Annotated in this window: 10 protein-coding genes; 3 read left to right on the top strand and 7 right to left on the bottom strand. The window is 71.5% G+C overall.

Going from position 1 to position 21351, the window contains the following annotated elements; translation table 11 throughout:
* Positions 1–4: 4 nt before the first annotated feature.
* On the top strand, positions 5–1009 hold the full coding sequence (locus ACZ4SF_RS13925; protein WP_468382907.1) for a MerR family transcriptional regulator: 1005 nt from the start codon (positions 5–7) through the stop codon (positions 1007–1009).
* A 168-nt stretch (positions 1010–1177) separates the two neighbouring features.
* Here ACZ4SF_RS13925 and ACZ4SF_RS13920 read toward each other — a convergent pair whose 3' ends face one another.
* Complete coding sequence (locus ACZ4SF_RS13920; protein ID WP_468382904.1) at positions 1178–1942, bottom strand: DUF1990 family protein; 765 nt, start codon at positions 1940–1942, stop codon at positions 1178–1180.
* Positions 1943–1948: 6 nt separating this feature from the next.
* The gene (locus ACZ4SF_RS13915; RefSeq protein WP_468382902.1) at positions 1949–2200 is read right to left on the bottom strand and encodes a hypothetical protein; all 252 of its coding nucleotides are present in this window, start codon (positions 2198–2200) and stop codon (positions 1949–1951) included.
* An 83-nt stretch (positions 2201–2283) separates the two neighbouring features.
* On the opposite strand from ACZ4SF_RS13915, the gene ACZ4SF_RS13910 reads away from it, so the two are divergent.
* Positions 2284–3072, top strand: a complete 789-nt coding sequence (locus ACZ4SF_RS13910; protein WP_468382901.1) for a DUF1990 family protein — start codon at positions 2284–2286, stop codon at positions 3070–3072.
* Positions 3036–4031, top strand: coding sequence for an SDR family oxidoreductase (locus tag ACZ4SF_RS13905; RefSeq protein WP_468382898.1), 996 nt, complete (start codon positions 3036–3038; stop codon positions 4029–4031). The genes ACZ4SF_RS13910 and ACZ4SF_RS13905 overlap by 37 nt, the downstream gene beginning before the upstream one ends.
* 36 nt (positions 4032–4067) lie before the next feature.
* On the opposite strand, the gene ACZ4SF_RS13900 is transcribed toward ACZ4SF_RS13905, so the two are convergent.
* From ACZ4SF_RS13900 to ACZ4SF_RS13880, 5 genes are read right to left on the bottom strand one after another with little or no spacing between them, the layout of a single operon-like run.
* Entirely contained in the window at positions 4068–5333 is a 1266-nt protein-coding gene (locus ACZ4SF_RS13900; RefSeq protein WP_468382895.1) for a cation:proton antiporter, read from the bottom strand.
* Entirely contained in the window at positions 5330–6160 is an 831-nt protein-coding gene (locus ACZ4SF_RS13895; RefSeq protein WP_468382892.1) for an alpha/beta hydrolase, read from the bottom strand. The genes ACZ4SF_RS13900 and ACZ4SF_RS13895 overlap by 4 nt, the downstream gene beginning before the upstream one ends.
* Positions 6161–6171: 11 nt before the next feature.
* A complete protein-coding gene (locus ACZ4SF_RS13890; protein WP_468382889.1) occupies positions 6172–6963 on the bottom strand; it encodes an alpha/beta fold hydrolase in 792 nt (263 codons plus the stop codon).
* Between the two features lie 55 nt (positions 6964–7018).
* A complete protein-coding gene (locus ACZ4SF_RS13885) occupies positions 7019–8362 on the bottom strand; it encodes a hypothetical protein (RefSeq protein WP_468382887.1) in 1344 nt (447 codons plus the stop codon).
* Positions 8359–20769, bottom strand: coding sequence for an amino acid adenylation domain-containing protein (locus ACZ4SF_RS13880; protein WP_468382884.1), 12411 nt, complete (start codon positions 20767–20769; stop codon positions 8359–8361). Before ACZ4SF_RS13880 ends, ACZ4SF_RS13885 begins: the two co-directional genes overlap by 4 nt.
* Positions 20770–21351 lie beyond the last annotated feature (582 nt).

Raw genomic sequence — 21351 nt, 5'->3', positions numbered from 1 at the left:
GAGCGTGTTGATCGGTGAGGTGGCGCGACGGTCCGGAGTCAGTGCCCGCATGCTCCGGCATTACGAGTCGCTCGGTCTGGTGCGGCCTTCGGGCCGCACCGGCTCCGGTTACCGGGAGTACTCCGGGCAGGACATCCAACGGATCTTCCACATCGAGAGCCTGCGCTCGCTGGGGATGTCGCTGCGTGAGATCGGACGCGCGCTCGATGACCCCGGCTTCACACCGTCGGTGCTCGTGCGCGAGCTCATCCGTCAGACGCGCGAACGCATCGCGGCGGAGACCGAGCTGCTGACGCGGCTGGGCCGGATCGATGCCGCGGACCCCGCGGGCTGGGAGGACGTCCTCCAGGTCGTTGATCTCCTGCAGGCACTGGGGTCGAAAAACGCCGGCGCCCGTCAGCGGGCGGCCCTCTCCCTGGTCGATGAGGGTCCGGTGCCGATGGAGGCCCTGGTCGAGGCTGCACTGAGCGAGACGGAGCCGAACGTCGCCGGGGCCCTTCGATGGGCGCTGGCGCGATCGGGCGACGGGGTTGCGGCGCTGTTGGCCGAGGGTCTCGCGTCACCGGTGGCCGCGGTGCGGGAGCGTGCCGTTCGATCCCTCGTCGAGGTGCCCGGTGACGAGGCCACCGCGTACCTGCAGGACGCTCTCGCGAACCCCGATGTCGTGGTCCGCGGGTGTGCGGCGGCGGCGCTCGGGACACGTGGTGTGGCCGATGCGGTGCCGACGCTCGTCGACATGATCGTGGCGGGGAGGAACGACACCGACGCAGCCGATGCACTGAGCGTGCTGGCGAGCGACACCGTGAGAGCGGATCAGATCGCGACGAGGATCGTCGACCGCCTCGCCGCCGACACCACTGAAGCCCCTGCACGCGGACGGCTGACCCAGGCGCTGGCGGGTATTCCCGGGACGCGGGCATCGCGCGCCCTCGTGGAGCTGTCGCAGGACGCGGACCGGGCCGTCGCGCTGACTGCCACGTACCTTCTTCAGCTACGCGACGCACGGTGACGAGTTCCTTCCGGGCCCCCGCGCACGCGACGCACGGTGACGGATCCCCTTGGGCCCCCGCGTGCGTGGCCCGCGAGACGGAGGGGGGCCGGGACTTCACCGGCCACCCGGGCCGACTCGTCGGTGAACGCGAAGCCGGTGGCCGCCGTACCAGGAAGGAGCCCTCGCTCAGTACCGGATCCCGTGACCGCCTCGGGAGCGTCTGGTGACGGAGCCGGGGGCCACCCGGTGGAGCGCCAGCTTGTCCAGCCGGTGCGTCTTCGCGTCCGACGGCGCGCACACGAGGTGCTCGATCGTGGGCGGAGGGCCGGGCGGGGGATGCCCACCGAGCAATGCCGCCTGGACGAAGTGCTGGAGACGTTCGCTGCACCTGCGGTAGAACCGCAGCTGGGTGCGCCGGCCGAACAGCCGCCAGCCGAGGGACGTGACCCGATCCAGGGTGGGGGCGCCCTGCGAATGGCATGAGACCACGAATTGCACCTCGCCCGTGTCCTGTTTCTTCACCACCTCGTAGGTGACCTTTCCCCGCTCGAGATGGCCCGCCAGGGTCTCGTAGGCCCATCCCCAGACACGGTCCGTCCGGGCGCGGGTCTCGTCCACCACCTCGGTGACGCGAACACCGCAGTAGAAGTGCATGCCGTGGAAGCGGGCTTCGAGCAGCATGTCGCGGCCGAGCAGCGGTGCGGTGGGGTCGTACAGCGCTCGGACGATCTCAGGCGGCGAGAACTCGTAGTCGCGGACGAGGCGGCAGGCGTGCTCCCAGCAGCCGCGGGGTTCCGGCGGGCCAGGTCGCTCCTTCGGCAGCACGGTGCGGTACGTGTCGATGTTCCAGGCCGGACGGCGTACCTCGTCGACCGAGTAGTTGAGGGGCGCGTCCGCGAGACCCCGCCACACGCGTACGGCATCGAGTCGTCCGAAAGCCCAGTCACCCAAGGGAGATCACTTCGGCTCCCGCAACGCCTCGCCGATCAGCCACAGCATCGGCGGCCACAGGCCTACGAAAAGGGCCCGCCGCTCGGCATTGCCCCGCTGCTCCTGGTCGACGGTTTTCGCGCGCACCCACAGCGTCAGGCACAGGCCGATCGCGCCGAGCGAGGCGAGATGCAGGTGAGTGCTGCGCGTGCCTGCCCGGCGCAGGAGCTGGAGCACCATGGCGTCTCCGGATTCGTCCGCTTGTGTCATGTCGGTCATGTCACCTGTGTGACCACTGCTGTACCAGGGTATTCAGGTTTTCATCCCTATTTATTGCGATTTGCCAATCCAAAGGGGCACGGATGCTGCGACCGCACTGCCCGCGGTGGTTTGCCGTGCTCGCGCGCTGGCTCCTGGGGACGGTGCTGGTCACCTGGCGCTATCTATGGGAAACGACTCCTCTGTACCGGGGTGGCGAGTGCCGGGGCGACGATCAGGACCGTCCGCCGCAACTTCCCCCGGAAGCGGTCGGCGACCGGATCCAGCGGGCCGAGGACGGCTGCGGACCCCTGTTCCACCGCGTCTTCCGTGTACGCATCGCCGAGGCCGGCATCGACGCCGGTCGGCTCATCGAGCAGGTATGTCAGGATTTCAAGCGCTTTGTTCCCACCGAGGTGGTAGACATCCGCGCGGACAAACTCTGCGGAGACGGCCTGGACGTCGGGGACGAGCTGCTGGTCGAGATGCCGGGCCCCTGGAATGGACCCGTCAGGGTCGTCCACCGCGACGCCCGGTCCCTGCACCTGGTGACCCTGCGCGGCCACCTGGAGGCCGGTCAGGTGCAGTTCCGTGCGCGCCGGGACGATGACCTGCTCGTGTTCGAGATCGAGCTGTGGGCGCGGGCCAGCAGTCGCTTGGTGCACCTGTTGTACGCACATCTGCGTCTGGCCAAGGAGGTCCAGCTCAACATGTGGGTCCGCTTCTGCCTGTCCGCCGTCAGGGTCTCGGGCGGTCGGCTCGAGGACGGGGTGCACATCTCCACCCGCTGGCTCGATCCGCCAGGCAGGGGACTGACGGCGTGGACCGACCAGAAGCCCATGGAGCCGGCGCTGAGATGTGCGGACTCACCGCCCGGCGGGAACGCTCCGTGAGCCGGACGAGGCCCGGCGCCGGTGGCACACGCCAACCCTGGCGGGTGCAGAGACGACCAGCGAGTGACAGCCCGCTCGAAGGCCGCACCATCGTGGTCACCGGAGCCGCCCGCGGGCTGGGGGAGGCACTGGCGCGCCACTTGGCCGGACGCCGGGCACGCCTGGCGCTACTGGGCCATGAGGAAGCCGAACTGAATGCGCTGGCGGCATCTCTGCCCACCCGGGCACTGGCCGTCGCAGCCGACGTCACCGACACCACGGCCCTGCACGATGCGGCGGACGAGATCCGCGGGCGCCTGGGCCGGCCGTCCGTGGTGGTGGCGAACGCGGGAATCGCCCAGGGTGGCCCCTTCGCGACCTCCGACCCTGCCTCATGGCGCCGGGTCATCGACGTGAACCTGACCGGCAGCGCCCAGACAGCACGTGTCTTCCTGCCCGACCTGATCGAGACGGCGGGTTACTTCCTGCAGGTCGCATCGCTGGCGTCGCTCGGTGCCACGCCGATGATGAGCGCGTACTGCGCTGCAAAAGCGGGTGCGGAAGCATTCGCGCACGCCCTGCGGGCGGAGGTGGCACACCAAGGGGTCGCCGTCGGCATCGCCTACCCCGCGTGGATCGACACCGACATGATCCGCGACGCGGAACGGTTCACGGCGATGCACGAGTTGCGCGTCCACATGCCATCGCCCGCGCGCACCGTCCACTCGGCCGACGCGGTCGCCGCCCGGCTGGTACGCGCGGTGGAACGGCGCCGCACCGCTGTCTACGTACCGGCGTGGCTGCGTTGCCTTCAGGCGGTCCGGGCAGCGCTGCCGCCCGTTGTGCTGCGAGTGTCCCGCCGGGAGCTGCCCCGCCTCGACGCAGGACGGCCGTTGCGCGCCACGGGCCCGCTCGGCTCCGGGGGGCGAGCCGACCGCGCTGCGGAGGACCCGGGCAATGGCTGCACATGGTCTTCATGACGCTGCGGGTCTGCTCCGCCGCCCCTGCAGAGAGACTCACCCCACCGCGACCTGCTCGCCCTCCCGCGGCGCTGGCGGCGCGTCCGGCCCCTCGCGGCGGTCGATCAGCGACAGGAGCGGGCCGGTCATCGAGGTGGTGACCACCGCCATCACCAGCAGCGCCAGATACAGGCCGGAAGTGAGCACCCCGGCGCTGTACCCGGCCTGGAGCAGGACGATCTCGGTGAGCCCCCGGGTGTTGAGCATGACGCCCACGCGAAGCGCCTCGACCCGCCCCTCCCCACCCAGGCGGGAGAACGCGTAACCGCCGCCGATCTTGGAAAGCACGGCCAGGACCGTCGCCAGGAGCGCCACCAGCCAGGGGATGCCGCCCGTGCCCGTCCATATCTTCAGCCCGGTCGCGATGAAGAAGACCGGCACCAGCCACAGGCCCAACGTGGACACCCGGCGGACCGGTGCGTCCCAGTGCGGCGAGTCGGGCGGGATCATCAGCCCCACGGTGAACGCGCCGAAGATCGCGGTGAGCCCCCGGGACTCCGCCACGTCCGCCGCCTGGAGCACGCAGACGCCCAGGACGACGGCCATGAGCCAGGGCCACCGGGCGCAGAGGCGCTCGGCCTGAGGGGTCTTCAGCAGGCGACGGCCCAGGGTGGCCGCCAGTACGCCGACGACCAGCACGACGGCCGCGGTCGAGATCCCGCCCGAGCCGGGCTTGGCGATGCCGATCACCACGGCCAGCAGCAGCCAGGCGATGGCGTCGATGAGCGCCGCCGAGGTCAGCGAGAGCCGCCCGGCGCGGGTGGCGGTCAGGCCGCGGTCGGCAAGAATCCTGGCGAGCACGGGCACCGCCGAGACCGCCATGGTGGTCGCCAGCAGCAGCACGAAGGCCACGGTGGGCGCCGTCCCCCGCAAGGAGGGCCGGTCGTACCAGACGAGCCAGCCGCCGAACGCCGCGCCGGCCATCAGGGAGGGCCCGAGCGTGCCCAGCGCCGTCCAGCCGATGGCCCTGTCCCGCAGCCGGGAGCCGTCCAACCGCAGTTCATGGGCGACGCCCACGAGGAACAGCACCAGTCCGGCGTGCCCGAGATCGCGCAGCGGCCCCAGCACGGAGGCCGGCAACAGGACGGACTGCGCCTTCGGCCAGGCCCAGCCGAGCACCGCCGGCCCGAGCAGCATGCCGAACGCGATCTCGCCGACGACGCCGGGCTGCCCGATCCGGCGGGCGAGCCGGCGTCCCAGGAACCCGACGACCAGAAAGGCGCCGAGTGCTGCGGTGGCGTGCGCGGCCACGGGGAGCGTCATCGGCCCGCAGCCCCATCGCCCGTCGTGCCGCCCGCCCCGTTGCCCGTCGTGCCGTCCGCAGTCAGGAAGTCGACGGTGCGGCGGACCACGGCCTCGTCGCGCAGCACCTTGGTGTGGCCGAGGTCCCGCACCCGCATCAGCTCGCCCCGCCCCCAGGCCGCCACCAGCGCCTCGCTGTCGGCGATCGGCGACTCCGTGTCGTTCTCGTCGTGGACGACGAGCAGCCGGCTGGTGAAGTCCCGTGCGGCGAGCGCCGGTTCGATGGCGTCGAAGGAGATGCCGAGCCAGTCCTCCGCACGCGCGCGGACCAGGGCGATGGCCTCCGGTGACACCTGCATCACCTCGCCGGAGCGGCGCCAGAGGCTGACGTAGCTGCTGACGGGGTTGACGAACACGGCCCGCTCCAGCGTGACGCCGCGGGACATGGCACAGGTCGCGGCCGCGGCGCCCAGCGAATGGGCGACGACGGCGTGGAAGGGACCGAACCGCTCGTCGGCCGCCTTGACCGCCTTCGCGAAGTGGATGACGGAGGACTCCGCTCCCTCCGACTCGCCGTGACCGGGCAGATCCACGACGACCACCGCGCAGCCCGCCCGGGCGAGCGCGTCCGCCAGGACGGTCAGGTGCCCCGCGTTGCCGGCCCAGCCGTGGACCAGCAGGATCTTTCGCTCCCCCTCGCCCCAGAGGTAGTGGACCACCTTGCCGCCGTCGACGACCTCGACCTCCTTGGCAGCCTGTTCCAGGATCGGCCGGACGGCGTTCGGAGGCTGCGTCCGCATCGGAGTGAAGGCCAGCTGCCGCAGCTTTTCCGTGGTGACGGTGTCCAATTGATAGCCCCTTACCTTGCTTCTTCCACGCTCCGCAGATGCGCGGAGACGATCTTCCGGACCTCGGGTGATTCCACGATGTCGAAGTGGCCCGCGCCCTCGACGAGTTCCAGGGTGGAGTTCCGCCAGCTCGCGTGCAGTTCCCCGGCGTGCACCGGCGGCACGTAGTCGTCGGCAGTGCCGTGGACGACCAGCCCGGGTACGTCGATCGCCCGGGCGGCCTGCAGCGCCGAGTACTCGTCCCACACCGTTCCGCCGGACCTTCTCTCGATCTCCGCGACCAGCCCCCGGAGCCGGTCGTCGTCGAGCGCGTACATCTCGGCGAACCTTTCGACCAGGAACATCTTGGCGGGCGGGGAGGAGATGGAGACCACGGTCCGGGCCCTCACCCCCGCGTGCCACGCGGTGAGGGCCCACAGGCCGCCCATGGAGTGGCAGACCACCGCGTGGAGGCCGGGGAGCCTGTCGTACAGGGCGCGCAGCAGGGCGCGGATCTCGGCGGGATCGCCCGTGGTGCCGAGGGCCTCCCCGTGCGGCGGCACATCGAACAGCACCACCCGGTAGCCCTGCGCGACGAGGTCTTCGGCGATGGCCACCATGCTGCCCAGGTTGGTGTTCAGGCCGTGGACGAGGAGGACGGTCGGGCCGCTGCCGCTCTGGAAGTACTTGTAGAAGCGGCCGTTCACCCTGACGGTGTGCGAACGGCACCGACTGAGGAACGCCTTCGCGAACGGATCGTGCGGCAGTCTCACGACCGTGTAGAAGCGCTCCACGAGGTCGTCCACGGATTCGGTTCGGCTCACAGTGCGTTCCTCGGTCGGTGTCGGTGACTCACTTCGCCCGTGTCCTGTCCGGACCTCAGTTGCCGGGCTGCTCGCTCAGCGCCGCGAGGCACTGCCTGGCCCGCTCCGGCAGCACGTACTCCCCTTCCTTCGCGATGCGGTCGTACAGGGCCTCGACCCGCTCGTAGTGGTCGTCGAGGTTCTGGTCCAGCAGGTGGTACTCGGACTTGTTGTAGATGCCGAACTGGAGGTCGGTCATCAGGCCGAACGGATCGAGGTCAGCCGCCTGCCGGTTCCCGCCGAACACCAGGCGCAGGAACTCCTCGACGCTCTCGTAGCCGAGCGTGGCGAGGAGGAACTCGATCGACGCCCACTTGCGCTTGACCTGGTAGGCGCGCTCGGCCGGATCGACGATGAAGTCCAGGCCGCTGGACATGCCCTTGGGGTAGTGCACCTTGTTGAAGCAGCGCAGGTCGATGGTGAGGCGGTCCTTGGTGGTTCGGGGCAGGGTGCTGTCGGCGTGCGCCCGGTAGTTGTCGAAGACCAGCGCGTCGCCCACCCGGCTGTCGCAGTAGTAGCCGGGAGACGGCCTGTCGGCGTACGTCTTCGCCCAGTACATCGCCATGAGGAAGTCCCGCACCGACGGCAGGTCGATCTCGGACAGCTTTCCTTCGAGGAAGAGGTACAGCGCCTTGTCGACGGCTTCCTTCTCCTCGCCCTCCAGTCCGTGCTCCAGCATCTTCTCGTAGACGTAGGGGAGGTTCGGGGCCTCCAGCTCCGCCTCCTCGAAGATCACGAAGGGCTGCCGGCTCAGCGGCGTCGGGGTCAGCGCGGTGTGGAAGCTGCGGTACTCGGTCGGGAAACCGAGCTGCTTCTTCACCAGCGACGGGATCTGCAGGGCGATCGAGCTGGCCGCGTGGGTGCCGTACGGCCGCTTCTCGGCCGGCACGATGAAGGCGTTCACCACCGCGGTCTCGACCTCGGGGAAGTGCTCCTGGACGATGTCCTGGTTCAGGTCGTAGAAGCGCTTCGCCGAGGGCACGAACAGCACGCAGTTCTCGAACATGGTGGAGACCGGGAAGTAGCTGCCGATCGAGGCTGCGGCGAAGCTCTCCTGGATCACCGCCTGGCAGCGCAGCTGGCGTGCCAGGTTTTCCGCGAGGTCGTCGTCCAGGTTCATCCGGACGACGTGGGTGGGGTGCGACTCGGGTTCGAAGCAGCTGGTGTTCAGAGCCCGGTGCGGAGGCAGCCGGGACTCCATCTCCCCCCTGTCCACCTGGTACTTGTCCAGCACCGGGGACAGCTGCTCGGCGTGCACCGCCGCCGAGGAGTGCAGGAAGGTGCCGGTCTTCTGGTAGGTGCCGGTGACCGTGGCGTCTTCGTCCACCGTCGCGTCTGCCGCCTGGGTCGCGTCGCTCATGACGTCGTGTTCTCCGCTCGGTCCGAAGTGTTGATGCGGTCCACATAGATGCGGACGAAGTCCTCGTCGATGGGCGGGGACGGGTAGTCCGCCGCGCCGAAGACCGCGCCTCCCACGGGGAGAGCGGCGAACATGTCCGCAAGGCCCTCCGCCGTCAGGCCGTCCACCAGGGCGGCGATCCGGGCCAGGGGGCTCGCCGGGTGCCCCGCGGCGAACGACAGCGCCCGCTGCCGCCATTCGTCGAAGGGCACGACCTCCGCCCCGCCGCCGGCGGCTCCGACCATCTCGAAGAAGCGGTCGAAGGCCGGGGCGCCGGAGTTGACGAAGTCGTAGTCCCTGCCGATGCGCGCCAGGTCGCTGGTCATCGCCTCGGCGATCGTCCGGCACAGGTAGTCGACCGGCAGGACCGCCGTGAGGTCGGCGGCCAGCGACGGGAAGCTGCCCATCTCGAGGCTGCCGGTGATCAGGTTGTGCAGGAAGTCGCCGCGGTCCAGGCGGAAGTGCCCGGTGCGGGTCGAGGCGCCCACGAACGGCAGCCGGTACGTCGACGCCTGTGCGCCGCGCCAGCGGGCGGCGGCCACCATCTGCTCCGCCTGCCACTTGGAGGTCAGGTAGCCGTACTCCCGGTCGTCCTCGGTGACCTCGTACCCCAGGTACTTGGGCAGCGTGGCGAAGGTGGAGACGAAGTGGAACGCCTTGCCGCGACCGCGCGAGGCCAGCCGCAGCGCCTCGTGCGTACCGACCACGTTGGGGCCGATGTAGTCCTCCAGCGGCCGCATCCAGTCCACCAGGGCACCGGAGTGGCAGATGGCGTCCACCTGGTCGGCCAGTTCGTCGAAGGCTTCCTCGTCCAGGCCGAACAGCGGCTGGGTGAGGTCGCCCACCACCGGGTTCAGCAGCGGCGCGAACTCCTCCTTCCACAGGCCGTAGCCGTCGAGGGCGCCGACCAGGCGCTCCATGGCCTGGCGGGCGTCGTCCGCCCGCACCAGGCAGTAGGCGACCACCTCGGAGGCGAGCAGTTCGTGCAGCAGGTAGGCGCCGACGAATCCGGTGGCGCCGGTGACGAAGACCGCCTCCGGGCGTACCGGCGCCGCGGTGGTGTTGCCGAAGCGGAGGTCGGGGTGCAGGCAGCCCTTCCGGGCCGTGGACAGGTCCACGCCCGCGGCACCGGCCACCTCGGTGGCCGCCGTGACGGTGGCGCCCCCGGGCGCCGCGTCCAGCCCCGCCTCCAGCAGCTTCGCCAGCAGATAGTCGGCCAGCGAGGTGAGGTTGGGGTGATCGAAGGCGATCTTCGCGGGCAGAGCGAGTCCGGTCAGGTCCGCGAGCTGGTTGCGCATCAGCACAGCGGTCAGCGAGTCGATGCCGATGTCCTGGAGCGGAACGTCGACGTTCACGGCCTCCGGCGAGGCGAAGCCAAGGGTCTTGGCCACCTCCTCGCGGACCACGCCCAGCACCACGGCCGGGTACTCCTCCGGCGTGGCCTCGCCCAGCAGCTTGCGCAGGTCCGTTCCGCCGCCGGACCGGGAGCGTCCGCCGGCGTTGCCGCTGAGCAGCGCCCGGAACAGCGGCGGTATGCCACCCCGGTTCTCGAAATAGTGCTGCACGCGGTTCAGGTCCAGCGCGGCGGCCATCGTCAGCGCACGGCCGCTCCTGACGGCCAGCTCGAACAGCTCCAGGCCCTCGTCCGGTGCCAGCCGGTCCAGGCCGAGCTGGGCGAAGCGGGCTCGGTCGAACTCGCTGAGCCCGGCGGCCATGCCGTCGCCCTCCCAGGGGCCGAACGCCACCGAGGTGGCCGGCAGGCCCTTGGCCCGGCGCAGGTGGGCGAGCGCGTCCAGGAAGGCGTTGGCGGCGGCGTAGTTGCCCTGGCCGGGTGCTCCCATGACGCTCGCGATGGAGGAGAACATCATGAAGAGGTCCAGCTCCATGTCCTGCGTCAGCTCGTGGAGATGCCACAGGCCGTCCACCTTGGGCAGGAAGACCGCGTCGAACCGCTCCGGCGTCAGGGCCGTCAGGGCGCCGTCGTCCAGCACACCTGCCGCGTGGACCACTCCGCGCAGCGGGCGCTTCTCATCGAACAGGGCCAGTACCGCGGCGACGTCGTCGCGGTCGGCCGTGTCACAGGCCACCACGGTGGCCGTGGCGCCCAACTCGGACAGCTCGTCCACCAGGGACTGGGCGCCAGGGGTCTCCATCCCGCGCCGGGATGCCAGCACCAGGTCGCGTACGCCGTGGGTGCCGGCCAGCCACCTTGCCACGCGCCGGCCGAGGTCGCCGGCGCCACCCGTGACGAGCACCGCGCCGTCCGGCCGGACGAACTCGCGCTGCTGGGCCGGGACCAGCACCACCTTGCCCACGTGCCGCGCCTGGGCGATGAAGCGCAGGCCGTCGGAGGTGTGGGTCATGGGGAAGGCCCGCAGCGGCAGCGGCGCCAGCTTGCCCTGCGTGAACAGCTCGGCGATGGAGACCAGCATCCGCTGGATGAGGTCAGGGCCCGCCTCGGGCAGGTTGTAGACGGTGTACTTCACGCCCGGATGGCTCTGGTCGATGGCGGCCTGCTCGCGGACGTCGATCTTGCCCATCTCCAGGAACCGTCCGCCGCTGCCCAGCATGCCCAGGCTTGCGTCGATGAACTCGGTGGCCAGGGAGTTCAGCACCACGTCGAAGCTTCCGCCCGACTCACCGCCGGAAGCGTCCTTGCCGAAGTGCTCGACGAAGCCGAGATCACGTGAGGACGCGAGATGGGCGTCGTCCAGGCCGAGCTCCCGCAACGCGGGCCACTTGGGCTTGCTGGCGGTGCCGTAGACCTCGGCGCCGTGGAGCCGCGCCAGCTGCACCGCCGCCATGCCCACGCCACCTGCCGCAGCGTGGATCAGCACCCGCTCGCCCGCTTGCAGGGCACCCAGTTCGTGCAGGCCGTACCAGGCGGTGAGGAAGGTCATCGGGACGGTGGCGGCCTCCTCGAAGGTGAGGTGTTCCGGCATGCGCACCACCTGGCGCGCGTCCGTGACGACCTCGGAGGCGAAGGAGCCGCGGGCCAGGCCCAGCACGGCGTCGCCCACCTTCACCTGGTCGACGCTGCCGCCGACCTCGGTGACCACACCGGCGAACTCCAGGCCGAACGCGGGGATCTCCACCATGCCCAGGGCGTTGAGCACGTCGAGGAAGTTCACCCCGGCGGCCCGCACCTCGGCGCGGATCTCGCCCGGTGCGAGGGCCCGCTCCGGCAGTGACTTGACCGTCAGCGGCTCGTCCAGGCGGCCCTTGGCAGCGATCTCCAGCTGCCAGCGGCCCTCGGCCGGCAGCTCCAGATCCTGGGCCGAACCCACCCGCAGCAGCTGCGGCACCAGCACCTCGCCGTGGCGCAGGGCGCACTCCGGCTCGGTCTCCAGCATCAACGCGGCGGGCAGGGCCTTGCGGTCCGCCTCCTCCGAGCCGAGGTCGATCAGGCGCAGCTTCAGCTCGGGATGCTCGTTGCGGGCCGTCCGCATCAGGCCCCACAGCGGGCCGGCGCCCAGCCCGGAGACCATGTCGTCGGCGCCGGTGCCCACCGCGTGGCGGGTGACCCAGACCAGCGGGGTACGGAACTCCGTGCCGACCGTCTCCTGGAGCTGCTCCAGTGCCGTGGCGGCGAACGCGTGCGCCTGAGCCGGCACCTCCGCGTCGGAGTCCCACAGGCAGACCAGACCGTCCAGGTCCTCGGCGTCCTCCAGCTCCCGCACCTTGATCACCTGGATACCGGCCCGGGCCAGGAGAGTCTTCACCTCCCGCGCCCACGGCACGTCACCGGCCGGGGTCATCATGCCCCAGGAGCCGCCCAGTTCGACGTTCTCGGTGTCGACCTGGCGCCAGTTGACGTCGAACTGGAAGCGGTCCACACCGGCCGCGGCCAGGCGGCGCAGCACCGCCCGGTCCACCCGCCGTGCGTGCAGGCGGTGCAGCCGGCCGACATGGGTGCCGTCACTGTCGTGGATGTCGAGCGATGCCCAGAACTCGCCGTCACCCAGCTCGAAGTCGGCGACCCGGACCCAGATCTCCGCCAGTCCCTGCGCCCGCAGCGACAGGCGTTCGGCCTCGAAGGGCACGAAGAGGTCGTCGCCGGTCCGGTTCTGCAGCCGCTGGGTCAGCAGCAGCGAGTGCATGGCCGAGTCCAGCAGGGCCGGGTGCAGGACGTAGCCGGCGGCGGACTGCTCCGCGCTCTCCGGCAGCGCGGCCCTGGCCCACACCTCCCCGCCCACGTGCCAGGCCTCCTTGATGCCCTGGAAGGTCGGCCCGTAGCCGTAGCCGAGGGCGTCCAGGTCGCGGTAGAGGGCGGACGCGTCGAGGGGCTCGGCACCCCGGGGCGGCACCGTCACCGCGGTGCCCGCACCGGCTGCGTCGGCGGGGGTGATCCGGCCCTCGGCGTGCAGCTGCCAGGCGCCGTCCTCGCCCTCGGGCGCGCTGTAGACCTGGACGGGACGGGCCTCACCGATCGCCGGGCCCACCGTGACCTGCATCCGCACCGGCACCCCGGAGGCGAGCACCATCGGCGAGGCGATGACCACGTCCGACAGGTCCCACTCGCCCTCGTGGGCCGCGTCGCCCGCCGCCCGCATGGCCTCGAAGAACGCCGTACCCGGCATCAGCACGGCGTCCATCACGCGGTGCTCCTGCACCCACACCGGCTGGTCCGCCGCCACCACGTTGGTGAACAGCGACAGCTCGGTGCCGGCGATCTCCACACCGCCGCCGAGGAGCGCGTGGCCGGTGGGGTTCAGACCGGCGCCGACCTCGCGGGACATCGGCGGCTCGAACCAGAACCGCTCTCGCTGGAAGGCGTACGTCGGCAGGGCCACCCGGCCGCCGCCGAACGGCGCGAACCAGCCGTCCCAGTCGACCGGGACGCCCCGTACGTGCAGCTCGGCCAGGCTCCGCTGGACGACCGAGGCGCCGTTCTTGCCCTTGGCGCCGGACGGCACCCAGGACACCGGTCCCTCGTCGGCCAGGCAGGACGCCCCCAGGCCGGACAGCACGGGCTGCGGGCCCAGCTCCAGGAACGTGTTCGCACCCTCGCGGCGCAGGACGGCCATGCCGTCGCTGAAGCGGACCGCATGGCGCACCTGGCGGACCCAGTAGCCGGCCTGCTCCAGTTCGCCCGCCGTGGCCAGCTCGCCGGTGAGGCTGCTGACCAGGGGGATCGCCGCGGGGCGGAAGCGGACGGTCTCGGCCACGGCCCGGAACTCGTCGAGCATGCCGTCCATGTGGTGCGAGTGGAAGGCGTGGGACACCGTCAGCCGCTTGGCCTTGCGGCCCTGCTCCGTGAAGTGGGCGGCGATCACCTCGACGGCGTCGGTGTCGCCGGACAGCACGGTCTGCGTGGGCGTGTTGAATCCGGCGACGTCCAGCTTGCCGCGCAGCCCGAGGGTGTCGACGGCGGCTTCCGCCTCGTCGCCGCCGGCTTCCAGCGACACCATGGCGCCGCGGGCGGGGAGGGCCTGCATCAGCCGGCCGCGGGCGGCGACCAGCCGGCAGGCGTCGTCCAGGTCGAACATTCCCGCCACATGGGCGGCGGCGAGTTCGCCGATGCTGTGGCCGAGCAGCAGCTCCGGCCGCACGCCCCAGCTCTCCCACAGCCGCCACAGCGCCACCTCCAGGGCGAACAGGGCGGGCTGCGTGAAGTCGGTGCGGTGCAGCAGGGCCGCGTCCTCGCTGTCCGGCTCGGCCCACATCACCTCCAGGAGAGGCTTCTCCAGCCCGGTGAAGCGGGCGGCGATCTCGTCCAGCGCCTCGCGGAAGACGGGGTAGACGTCGTAGACGTCCTTGCCCATGCCCGGCAGCTGGCTGCCCTGGCCGGTGAAGAGCAGGGCCAGCCGGGGCTCTTCGGTGTGGTTCCCCGTGCGCACCGACTCGGCGGGCAGTTCCCCGGTACGGGAGAAAGAGGCCAGCTTGTCGAGGAGTTCGGCCTTGTCCTTGGCCAGGAGCACCAGCCGGCGGCGGAAGTGGCTGCGGGTGGTCGCCAGGGAGCGGGCCACGTCACCCAGGCGGTCCTGGATGTTCATGCCCATGTGCAGGTGCAGGTTCTCCACCTGCCGGCGCAGGGCGGCGTCGGTGTAGCCGGACACCACGAACGGCACCGTGGGCGGCAGCGGCGCGGGCGCGCCCTCCTCGGCGCCCTTCGCGACGGTCCGCGGCGGCTCCTCGACGATCACATGGGCGTTGGTGCCGCCGATGCCGAACGAGCTGACGCCCGCGCGGCGCGGCACGTCGTTCGCGGGCCACGGGCGCTGCTCCCGGACCAGCGCCATGCCGGCGCCCTTCCAGTCCACGGCGGGGGTGGGCTCGGCGACGTGCAGGGTCCGGGGGAGCGTGTCGTGGCGCATGGCCAGCACGACCTTCATCACGCCGGCCAGGCCGGCGGCGGCCTGGGTGTGGCCGAGGTTGGACTTGGCCGAACCGACCCACAGCGGAACGTCGCCCGAGTGGCTGCCGCCGAAGACCTCCGCGAGCGCGGTGCCCTCGATGGGGTCGCCCAGCTTGGTGCCGGTGCCGTGCGCCTCCAGGTAGTCGATGTCGTCCGGCTGGAGTCCGGACGCGGCCAGGGCGGCGCGGATGACCCGCTGCTGGGCGGGGCCGCTGGGCGTGGTCAGGCTGGCGGCGTGGCCGTCGTGGTTGACGGCGGTGCCGCGCAGCACGGCCAGGACGGGGTCGCCGTCGCGCTGGGCGTCGGACAGCCGCTTGAGGACGACCGCTGCGGAGCCCTCGCTCCAGCCGGTGCCGTCGGTGTCGGAGGAGAACGACCGGCAGCGGCCGTCCGCCGACATGCCGCGCAGACGGCTGAACTCGACGTGCAGTTCGGGCGTGAGCATCAGGCTCACACCGGCCGACACCGCGAGATCGCATTCGCCGTTGCGCAGCGCGTTGCAGGCCAGGTGGGTGGTGACCAGCGAGGAGGAGCACGCCGTGTCCAGGGTGAGGGTCGGCCCCTCCAGACCGAACACGTACGACACCCGGCCGGACATGGTGCCGCCCGCGGAACCGGGGCCCACGTAGCCGTCGAGGTCGGTCAGCCCGCCGGCCATGGTGAGGCCGTACTCGTGGTACGCCGAGCTCTTGCCGACGCCGATGAACGTGCCGGTCTGGCTGCCACGCAGCTGGTCCAGGGTGTAGCCGGCGCGTTCGAACGCCTCCCAGGTGGTCTCCAGCACCATGCGCTGCATGGGGTCGAGGGAGCGGGCCTCGCGCGGTGAGATGCCGAAGAAGGGGGCGTCGAAGAGGTCGATCGGGGTGACGAACCCGCCTCGGCTGCAGTACGAGGTGCCGGGCACCTCCGGGTCGGGGTTGTACAGGGCCTCGGCGTCCCAGCGGTCCTTCGGGACCTCGACGATCCCGTCCCCGCCGCGCTCCAGCAGCTCCCAGTACTCCTCCGGGGTGTTGGCGTCGCCGGGGAGGCGGCAGGCCATGCCGATGATGGCGATGGGCTCGTCGTGGACGGCCCGGCGTCGGTCGGGTACGACCTCCCGGCTGGTGGTCGTCCCGCCGGCCAGGTAGGCGGCCAGGGACTTGACGGTGAAGTGCTCGAAGAGCTTGGCCCCGAAGAGCGGGCGCCCCAGCAGTTCCTCGAGCCGCGTCTGTACCCGGACGACCCGCAGCGAGTTGCCGCCGATCTCGAAGAAGTTCTCGTTGACGCCGATCCGGTCGTGGCCCAGCACCTCCGACCAGATGGCCATGATGTCCCGCTCCAGCTCGGTGGCGGGCTTGGCGGTGACGTCGACCTCCACCACGGGGTCCGGCAGCGCCTTCTCGTCGATCTTGCCGTTCGGGGTCAGCGGCAGCTCGTCCAGCTCCACGAAGAACGCCGGAACCATGTACTCCGGCAGCCGCTCGGCCAGCCAGGGGCGCAGCACGCGGTGCAGCGGGGTCCTGGGCGGTTCGCCGACCGCGGGCGTGTTGGCGTACCCGGCCAGGGCGTCGCGGTCCCGGGCTTCGGCCGGGCGCGGGCTGAGGTCGGGGGTCTGGCCGGGGCGCCAGAACAAGGCGTCGCACCGCCAGGTGCCGCCCGAGCGGCTGGGCAGCAGAGCCAGTTCCAGGCCCGCCTCACGGGCGAGGCCGGCGAGGTCGGCGGGGTCGATCCAGGACGTGGGCACCGCCGAGGTGCTCGCGCCCGTGCTCTCCAGGGCGGCGGCGACCCGGCCGGCCACCTCGCCCAGCCGGCCGTTCGGGATGCCGTTCAGGCGGAGCGGGCGGTCGGCGGCACGACCCAGCTCGGCGCGGAGCGCGGTCAGGTCGAGGCCGTCGGCCTGCCAGTCCTTCTCCGCCGCCGGTGTGGCGGGCTGGGCGCTCTCGCCGATGTGCAGGGTGACGTCGTAGCGGTAGCGCGTCATCTCGTTGACGTAGCGGCCGTCGCGCAGGGTGATGTCGACGCGGGTGATCTGCGGGAACAGGTGCGGCAGGTTGGCGAAGTAGTCGCGGCTGAGCACCAGTTCGCGTTCCTCGCGCATCGCGCGCTCGGTGCGGCGGGCCAGTTCCTCGGCGGAGATCCGGCCGGGCTCACCGTCCGCGCGGAAGTGCGCCACGTCGGCGTGGAAGACCTCCAGCAGCGACAGGTCGCGTACGTCACCGAGGAACACCCGTCCCCTGGTGACCGCGCCGGTCGCCCACTCCAGCACCGAGGTCAGGTAGTCGACGCCGGGGAAGTACTGGGCCACCGAGTTGATGACCACGGTGTCGAAGGCGCCCGCGGCCACTTCGGGGAGCTCGTGGGCGGCGCGCTGTTCACAGGTCACGTGCGGCAGGGACGCCAGGTGTCGCCGGGTCGTCCCGACGGCCGCGGCGGAGGCGTCCACGGCGTGGTAGGTGCGGCAGTGCGGCGCCAGGCTGAACAGCATCAGTCCGCTGCCGGAGCCGATCTCGAAGACGTTCTCCGGTGCGTGGGAGAGGATGCGCCGGACGGAGCCGCGCTGCCAGTCGCGCATCTCCGCGTCGGAGAAGGGGAGACCGTCGTAGCTGTTGCGCCAGCCCGCCAGGTTGAACGTGGCGTCGGCGGGGGCGGGATCCGTGCCCGTGCCGGAGGGAGCGGTGTCGGTACCGGCTTCGTAGGCCCGGTCCCAGGCGGCGGCCCACTCGGCCAGCGCGGTGCTCTGGTCCGCCGGCGTACGGACGGGATCACCGGCCGCGGCCGCGTCGCGGACGCAGTAGGCGACCAGTTGTTCGTCACGGCCTACCACCACGGCGCGGCGGACCGACTCATGGCGGCTGACGGCCGCCTCGACGTCGGCCAACTCGATGCGGTGGCCGCGCAGTTTGACCTGGCGGTCGTTGCGTCCGAGCAGTGTCAGCCTGCCGGGTCCGTCGAAGCGGGCCAGGTCGCCGGTGCGGTAGAGGGCACCGGGGTGGAAGGGGTTCTCGGCGAAGCGGAGCCGGGTCTGCTCCGGGTCGTTGCGGTAACCGCGAGCCACTCCCGCGCCGCCGATACAGAGTTCTCCGGGGAAGCCGGGCGGTACCGGCGACAGGTTCTCGTCGAGGACGTAGACCTGGGTGCGGTCGATGGGACCGCCGATGAGGATGCCGTCCTCCACGGCCCGGGCCGTCACCTCCCAGACCGTGGACCACACGGTGGTCTCGGTGGGGCCGTACATGTTCCACACCGTGGCCGGGGCTCCGACGGCGAGCAGCCGGTCCGCCAGGTCGCGGGGGAGCGCCTCACCGCCGCAGAGGAGATTCCTCAAGGTGGGGGTGCCCTGCCAGCCCCCTTCCAGAAGCAGCTGCCAGGTGGCGGGGGTGCCCTGCATCAGAGTGATCGCATGTCGCTCCATCAGCCCGCTCAGGGCCTTGGCGTCCATGGTCTCCTGGGCCTGGGCGATGACCGTGGTCGCGCCGCAGAGCAGCGGCAGGAACAGTTCCAGCACGGAGATGTCGAAGGACACGGTGGTGACCGCCAGCAGCCGGTCGGCGGCGGTGCAGCCGGGACGCTCGCGCATGGCGCCCAGGAAGTTGCACAGTGCCCCGTGGGTGATCTCGACTCCCTTGGGGCGGCCTGTCGAACCCGAGGTGTAGATGACGTAGGCCAGGTCGTCGGGGCCCACCTCGACCCCGAGGTCCTCGTCGGCGCTCGACTCCGCACCCGGATGGACGCTCACGCAGCGGGTGTCCCAGGCGGCGAGGCCGGCCGGCACGGCTGCGGGGGTGACGATGAGCCTGGGATCGGCGTCGTCGATCATCTGGCGGATGCGTTCCGCCGGGAACCTGGGGTCGACGGGCACGTAGGCGGCGCCCGTCTTCATGACCGCGAGCAGGGCCACGACCAGGTCGATCGAGCGGTCCAGGGCCACGCCGACCAGGTCTCCACGGCTCACGCCCCGGTCGGTCAGCGTGTGGGCGAGCCGATTGGCGCGGGCGTTGAGCTCGGCGTAGGTCAGGCTGGCGTCCGCACAGACCAGTGCGGTGTGGTCGGCGTGGCCGCGCGCGGTCTGCTCGAAGAGCCGGTGCAGGCCCTGCTCGGGGAGGTCTGCGGTGGCGCCGGCCGTGTCGTTGAACTCCTCGACGAGGCTGGCGCGTTCGTCCGCGGTGAGGAGTTCGGCGGCGGCCGGAAGCTGCTCCGCGGCGGCGGGGAGACGGCGGCACCACTCGGTGAACTGGCCGGCCAGCCGGGCGACGTCCCCGGGCCGCAGGCGCGTGGCGTCGTAGTGGAAGGTGACGAGCGCACCGTCCTCGGCGCCGTCCTGCTGGATGTGGAGTTCCAGTTTCGGACGCTGGTCGCCCTGGCCGGCGGTGCCCTGGCCGGCGGAGCCGTGGCCGGCGGCGTCGCGGGTGCCCCAGGAGATCAGCACGTCCGGTGTCAGGGCGCCGCTGTTCCATCGTTTCCGAAGCGCTTCGTCCCGGCCGACGGCGTCGCGGCGGAACCATCCGCGTTCCTGGCCGAGGGTGAACTCCCGCCGCACCGACCGCAGGTTGTCCGAGATCGTCGCGTCGGCGTCGACACGGCACGGCAGGGGCAGCCAGGCGGCGAACAGGTCCCGGTGAGAGGCGTCGACGCCCTGGCGGGGGGCCGTCATCGCGAGGTGGACCTCGCGCCGGCCGCTCGCCCGGCTCAGGAAGACGCCCAGCGCACCGGCCAGATAGGCGGCGGCCGCCGCAGACGCTTGCATGTCGCCGTCGCCGCCGTCGCCGCCGTCGCCGCCGTCGCCGCTGTCAACGCCGTGACCGCCGGCACCGTCGACGCCGTCCTGGAGCGGGACGTGGCACCGCACCAGGACGGGATCCGCCTGCTGTGCGTTCTCGGCGCCTGCGGCGTCGGCCCCCGAGCGGGGTTGCGGGTAGGGAAGGCGGTAGGGGTGGTCGCCGCTGCCTATCAGGCGCTCCCGCCAGCGGTTGGCGGCTTTGGAGGCTTTGACGCCCGCCTCGGTGAGGCGCGCGCCCGCGTCCTCGCCGGGGACGTCCAGGATCGTGCCGGGCCGGATCCCATGGGCCGCCGCGATGGCGCCCACGGGCCGTTCCTCGCCCTCCAGGGTGCACACCCGGGTCAGCGTGACGCTTCCGGCACCCGTGGCCACCCGCAGGCCCGAGGCGTCGTCGCAGGCGAGGACCGTACCGGGCGCGGCGGCGGCGTCATCTGCGGCGGAGGCGACGGCGTCGGTGGAAGCGGGGGCGCCGGCGGAAGCGGCGGCGTTGGTCGAAGCGGGGGCGTCGGCGGAAGCGGCGGCCTGGGCGCGGGCTTCCCGCACGGCGTAGAAGTGCCCGTCGAGGTTGACCTTGGGCCACACCAACGGGCTCGCGAACGGGCCGTAGTCGGTGGCCCGGACCATGGCGGCGACGCGTTCGGCCGGAAGGCTCCAGTCGATCAGTCCCTCGGCGGCGAACTGGGTGTGGCGCGAGAAATAGCGGCGCGTCGCGGAGTCCTGGGCCGTCGCGGTCTCCCGGCCCTCCGCGATCTCGTCGATCAGTTCGGCCAGGCCGGCGACTGCCGCGTCGTCGCACTTCAGGCCGAGGGACAGCGCGGTGTCCTCGGGGCCGATCGCCACCGGTACCCGCCGCAGCACCTCACCGCCGTCGACCACCTCGGCCATGCGGTGCCAGGTGATGCCGTACTCCCGCGCGCCCTCCGCGATGGCCCAGGACGGTGTGTGCAGGCCCGAGTACTCGGGGAGCGGGCCGTAGTGGTAGTTGACGGCGGCCCGCGTCGCGCAGCCCAGCAGCGCTTCGGGCACCACCGCGTAGTTGCCGGCGCTCAGCAGGAGGTCGCAGGACAACCGTGGTGCGAGCGCCACGGCCTCGCCGAGTTCGTGGTGCGGAATGCCCGCCTTGACCGCCCAGGACCGGGCGGTGGCGTCACCGGTCACCACGGCTGTGACCCGGTGCCCTTTCGCCGCGAGTACCTCGCCGCAGCGGGCGAGTACGCTCCCGCCGCCGATCAGGACGCAACTCAAAGAAGTCATCGCTCTGCCTCCCCCGTGATGACCCGCGGCGCGTCAGATGAGCGCCGTCCGTCCCGGGCAGGGGCAACGGCACCCGGGCAGCCCTGTGAGGGTCTGCAGGTGCCGGATCCAAGCGCGCGCACAGGGCTGGTTCCCCCGTGCACCCGAGCCGATCCCCCCGAGATCGAGCGGCGTCCGTCTCACGAGCAGTCGGGTGAGCCGCTGCGCCGTGAGTCGTCCGCGCTGTGCAGGAATGAAGTGCAAGTACGCCGAAGTGCCGAAGTGCTGAACTGCCGAAGTGCTGCACCACCGACGTGCGGAAGTGCTGTCGTGCAGAAACGCTGTCGTGCAGAAACGCTGTCGTGCGGACGTGCAGAAGTACCGGACTGCAACGGTGTGTTGACGTGCTACGGGCCGCAACGGCCCCCGCTGGTACGCCGGTTCCTCCCCCGGGCGAATGCCCCGACCCATCATTGGCCTGCCGCGAGAGCCGCCGCAAGGCATGACGGCAAAGATCTTCGAGCGAACCTCGAGTGATTGTCATCACAAGTAGTGATCATGGACTTCGGCCCGCCGCCGACCGTGGACGGGCACACTTGCTTC

The organism is Streptomyces sp. NPDC027663, from assembly GCF_055566415.1.
The sequence above is the reverse complement of the archived record's forward strand: the minus strand, read 5'-3'. Positions and strand labels throughout refer to the sequence as shown.

What these genes read in the sequence shown, in the direction of transcription:
- ACZ4SF_RS13915 (WP_468382902.1), bottom strand. Translation starts at nt 2,200, where the DNA reads ATGACCGACATGACACAAGCGGACGAATCCGGAGACGCCATGGTGCTC.
- ACZ4SF_RS13910 (WP_468382901.1), top strand. Translation starts at nt 2,284, where the DNA reads ATGCTGCGACCGCACTGCCCGCGGTGGTTTGCCGTGCTCGCGCGCTGG.
- ACZ4SF_RS13905 (WP_468382898.1), top strand. Translation starts at nt 3,036, where the DNA reads ATGTGCGGACTCACCGCCCGGCGGGAACGCTCCGTGAGCCGGACGAGG.
- ACZ4SF_RS13900 (WP_468382895.1), bottom strand. Translation starts at nt 5,333, where the DNA reads ATGACGCTCCCCGTGGCCGCGCACGCCACCGCAGCACTCGGCGCCTTT.
- ACZ4SF_RS13885 (WP_468382887.1), bottom strand. Translation starts at nt 8,362, where the DNA reads ATGAGCGACGCGACCCAGGCGGCAGACGCGACGGTGGACGAAGACGCC.
- ACZ4SF_RS13880 (WP_468382884.1), bottom strand. Translation starts at nt 20,769, where the DNA reads ATGACTTCTTTGAGTTGCGTCCTGATCGGCGGCGGGAGCGTACTCGCC.